A 4,122-nucleotide genomic window follows, 5' to 3' on the forward strand; every position below is an offset into this window, starting at 1 on the left:
GTTCGACCCCACCCCGCCCCGGTGGTGAGGCGGTGCGGGTCGTCCTGACCGACCCCATCCTCGACCGGTTCCGCGAGGAGCTGACCCGTGCCGGCGCCGACGGCCACGACTGGGCGTTCCTCGCGGAGCTGCCCGACGCGGCCGTGGCCGCCGAACTCCCCACCGCCGACGTGCTGGTCGCTTCCCGGGTGACCGCCCCCATGGCCGAGGCCGCGAGCCGGCTGCGGCTGCTGCACGTCACGGGCGCCGGCGTCGATCGGATCGCCCTGGGCTCGCTCCGCGCGACCACCGCCGTCTGCACCACGGCGCACCACGGCCCCTCGATGGCCGAGCACGTCGTGATGGTCACGCTGATGCTCTCCCGCCGGGTGCTGCGCGCCGACCGGCTGATGCGCGAAGGCCGTGGGAGTCGGTGGCGGTCGACCCCGGGGTGCCGCTCGGCGCCACGCTGGCCGGCCGCACCGTCGGCGTCGTCGGGCTCGGCGAGATCGGCGGCCGGGTGGTGCGCGCGCTGACGGCGCTCGGCATGCGGGCCCGCGCGGTGCGGCCGGATCTCGCCGCGCCCCTCCCGGCCGGGCTGCGCCCCGACCAGCTCGACCTGGTGGACGGCGAGGACGGCCTCGACGCGCTGCTGGCCGGCTCGGACGTGGTGGTGCTCACCATGCCCCTGTCCCCGGCGACCAGGGGCCTTCTCGACTCGGCGCGGCTGGCCCTGATGCGCCCGGACGCGCTGCTGGTCAACGTGGCCCGCGGGCCCGTCGTCGACGAGGACGGCCTCTACGAGGCGCTGGCGAGCGGCGCGATCGGCGGGGCGGCGCTCGACGTGTGGTGGAGCCACCCCAAGGACGGCACCGGGAGCCGCGGCCACACCCGCCCGTTCCACGCCCTGGAGAACGTGGTGCTGACCCCGCACCAGTCGGGTCACACCACCGAGACGTTCGGCGGCCGGGCCCGGGGAATCGCGGAGAACATCGCCCGGCTCGCCAGGGGCGAGCAGCTCACCGGCGTCCTACGGCGCGCCGGCTGACCGGCGTAGAACGCCGAGCCGGCGCCCGGTCGTGGGGGATACGACCGGGCGCCGGTTCGGTGTCGTGCGGCGGCCGTCCCCCGGCCTCGGGCGCTGTCAGGCCGCGTCCAACGGGAAGTGGCAAAGCCCCTCGTGCGGCTCCCCGGCGCCGTACCCCGGCCCAGTCCCGTCCCCCGCGCGGGAGCGCGTCGGCCCGTCCCCTCCGGTCCCGGCGCGCGCCGCCACCGGTGGGGCCTGCTGGGCGCACAGCTCCGTCGCCTGCCAGCAGCGGGTGCGGAACCGGCAGCCGGACGGCAGGTCGAAGGGCGAGGGGATCTCGCCGCGCAGCGCGATCTCCCGGTCCTCACCCGCCGCGCCCGAGACGTCGAGCGTCGGCGCCGCCGACATCAGTGCCGCCGTGTAGGGGTGCAGCGGCCGGTCGAACACGTCCTCGGTGCGGCCGTGTTCGATGACCTTGCCGAGGTACATCACGGACACCCGGTCGGCGACGTGCCGGACGACGGACAGGTCGTGGGAGATGAACACGTAGGAGACGCCGAGCCGTTGCTGGAGGTCGGCCAGCAGGTTGAGCACCTGTGCCTGCACCGAGAGGTCGAGCGCGGAGACCGGTTCGTCGCACACGATCAGGTCGGGTTCGAGCGCCAGGGCGCGGGCGATGCCGATCCGCTGCCGCTGCCCGCCGGAGAACTCGTTGGGATAGCGGTGCGCGTCGCTCTCCCGCAGCCCGACGAGGTCGAGCAGCTCCCGCACCCGCCGCTGCCTGGCCTGGGCGGTCGGCTGGACGTCGCGGTGGGTGCGCCAGGGCTCGCCGATGAGGTCGGCCGCCGTCATCCGGACGTTGAGCGAGGCGAACGGGTCCTGGAAGACCATCTGCACCCGGCGGCGCCAGGCCAGCAGTTCCTTGCCGCGCAACGCGAAGGGGTCGGTGCCGGCGAAGCGGACCGTGCCCGCGTCGGGTCGTTCCAGCCGCAGCAGCACCCTGGCCAGGGTGGACTTGCCGCAGCCCGACTCCCCCACCAGACCGAGCGTCTCGCCACGGCCGAGCCGCAGGTCGACGCCGTCGAGCGCGGTCAGCCGGCCGCGGCCGGCCCGGAATGACTTGCGGACCCCGGTCACCTCGAGCAGCGGCGCGTCGCCGGCCACCGCCTCCGGCGTCCTTTCGACGGTGGTCTCAGACACGGGCCAGCTCCTCCGAGTAGTGACAGGCCGTCGAACGGCCGGGTCCCGCGGGCGCCAGGACAGGGCGTTCCGCCACGCAGCGCTCCCTGGCCAGCGGGCACCTGGCCTGGAAGACGCAGCCGGCGGGCACGGCGCTGAGCTCGGGCGGGCTGCCCGGCACGGCGGGCAGCCGCTCGCCGCGGCTGGCGTGTTCCGGCACCGAGTCGAGCAGGCCCTTGGTGTAGGGGTGGCGCGGCGCGGCGAAGACCTCCCGCACCGGCCCTGTCTCCACCACGGTGCCCGCGTACATGACGGCGACGTCGTCGGCGCGCTGGGCGACCACGGCGAGGTCGTGGGTGATGAGCACGACGGCCAGGTCACGCTCGGTCTGCAGGTCACGCAGCAGCCGCATGACCTGGGCCTGCACGGTGACGTCGAGCGCGGTGGTGGGCTCGTCGGCGAGCAGCACGTCCGGCTCCAGGGCGACGGCCATGGCGATCAGCAGCCGCTGCCGCATGCCGCCGGAGAACTGGTGCGGATAGGAGCGGGCCCGCTCGCGCGGCTCGGGGATGCCGACGCGCGCCATCAGCTCGATCGCCTGCTCCCTGGCCGCCCGCCGGGAGAGCCCGCGGTGGATGCGGAACGGCTCGGCGAGCTGGCGGCCCACCGGCTGCACGGGGTTGAGCGCGGTCAGCGCGTCCTGGAACACGATGGACAGCACGGGCCCGGCGAGCCGCCGCCGGTCGCGGGGGCCGAGCTTCAGCACGTCGGTGCCGGCGACCTTCACCGAGCCGCCGGTGACCTCGGCGACCGGGTCGAGCAGCCCGACGATGGCCTGTGCGGTCATCGACTTGCCGCAGCCCGACTCGCCGAGCAGCGCCAGGGTGCGGCCCCTCCGCAGGGTGAAGCCGACCTTGTCCACGGCGCGGACGGTGCCGGCGGCGGTGTGCAGGTCGACGCAGAGCCCGTCGACCACGAGGGCGTGGGCGTCGGCCGGCCGTTCTGCCGTGGCCTTCGTCGAAGCGGGCATCAGGCGGTCACCTCCGGAGTGACGGGGCGGGTGCCGCGCCGCTTGCGGGGCAGCGTCAGGCGCCAGCGCTGGGCGGGATCGGTCGCCAGCCGCACCCAGGCGGCGAGGACGGTGGCGGAGACGGTGACGAGCATGATGGCGATGCCGGGCAGGACGGCGATCCACCAGGCGCTCTGCAGGTACTGGCGGCCCTGCGCGACCATCAGGCCCCAGCTGACCTCGGGGGGCTGGATGCCGATGCCGAGGAAGCTCAGGCTGGACTCGGTGAGCATGACGAAGCAGAAGTCGAGGGTGGCGACGGTCAACAGGGTCGGCAGGGCGATCGGCAGGATGTGCCGGTAGATGATCGGCCAGCTCGAGGTGCCGAAGGTACGGGCGGCGTCGACGAACAGCCGGCTGCGCAGCTCGGCGGCCTCGGCGCGGGCGGTCCGCAGGTAGACGGGGACGCGGGCGACGGCCAGGATCGCCACGAGGTTGCCGACGCTCGGCGCGAAGACGTAGAGCACGACGACCGCGATCAGCAGCGAGGGGAAGCTGAGGATGGCGTCGGCGAGCCGCATGGCCAGGCTCTCGCGGAAGCCGCCGTGGTAGCCGGCCCACAGGCCGAGCGCGGAGCCGATCACCAGCGAGCACAGCACGGCGGGGACGGCGACGGACAGGGTGGTGCCGGCGCCTTCGACCAGCCGGGCCAGCACGCTGCGGCCCAGCACGTCGGTGCCGAGCAGGCCGGCCACGCCGTGGTCGAGCGAGGGTGGGCGCAGCGAGGCGTCGAGGTCCTGCCGCACGGCCCGGTCGCCGATGAGCAGCGGGCCGAGCACGGCGACCAGGAGGATGCCGCCGAGCACGACGGCGGCGACGGCGGCGGCCCAGTCCCGGCCGAGCAGCCGCCACCAGCGCGGGGGGCGGG

Annotated in this window: 4 protein-coding genes and 1 pseudogene; 2 read left to right on the forward strand and 3 right to left on the reverse strand. The window is 75.2% G+C overall.

The window, feature by feature from the left end:
* Together E1265_RS40060 and E1265_RS40065 are read left to right on the forward strand one after the other, a co-directional pair.
* Window positions 1–515, forward strand: a pseudogene (locus tag E1265_RS40060) (hypothetical protein); the annotation flags it as partial.
* Entirely contained in the window at window positions 413–1,027 is a 615-nt protein-coding gene (locus E1265_RS40065) for an NAD(P)-dependent oxidoreductase (protein WP_243741320.1), read from the forward strand. The pseudogene E1265_RS40060 and the gene E1265_RS40065, both read left to right, overlap by 103 nt.
* 96 nt (window positions 1,028–1,123) lie before the next feature.
* Here the strand turns inward: E1265_RS40065 and E1265_RS34500 are convergent, their stop codons facing one another.
* From E1265_RS34500 to E1265_RS34510, 3 genes are all read right to left on the reverse strand, one after another.
* Entirely contained in the window at window positions 1,124–2,206 is a 1,083-nt protein-coding gene (locus tag E1265_RS34500) for an ABC transporter ATP-binding protein (protein ID WP_279571492.1), read from the reverse strand.
* A complete protein-coding gene (locus E1265_RS34505) occupies window positions 2,199–3,215 on the reverse strand; it encodes an ABC transporter ATP-binding protein (RefSeq protein WP_132934898.1) in 1,017 nt (338 codons plus the stop codon). The genes E1265_RS34500 and E1265_RS34505 overlap by 8 nt, the downstream gene beginning before the upstream one ends.
* Window positions 3,215–4,122, reverse strand: a 908-nt coding sequence (locus E1265_RS34510; RefSeq protein WP_132934899.1) for an ABC transporter permease, incomplete at its 5' end; no start/stop codon positions are given. The genes E1265_RS34510 and E1265_RS34505, both read right to left, overlap by 1 nt.

This window comes from Streptomyces sp. 8K308 (assembly GCF_004348315.1).
GTDB lineage: Bacteria > Actinomycetota > Actinomycetes > Streptomycetales > Streptomycetaceae > Streptomyces.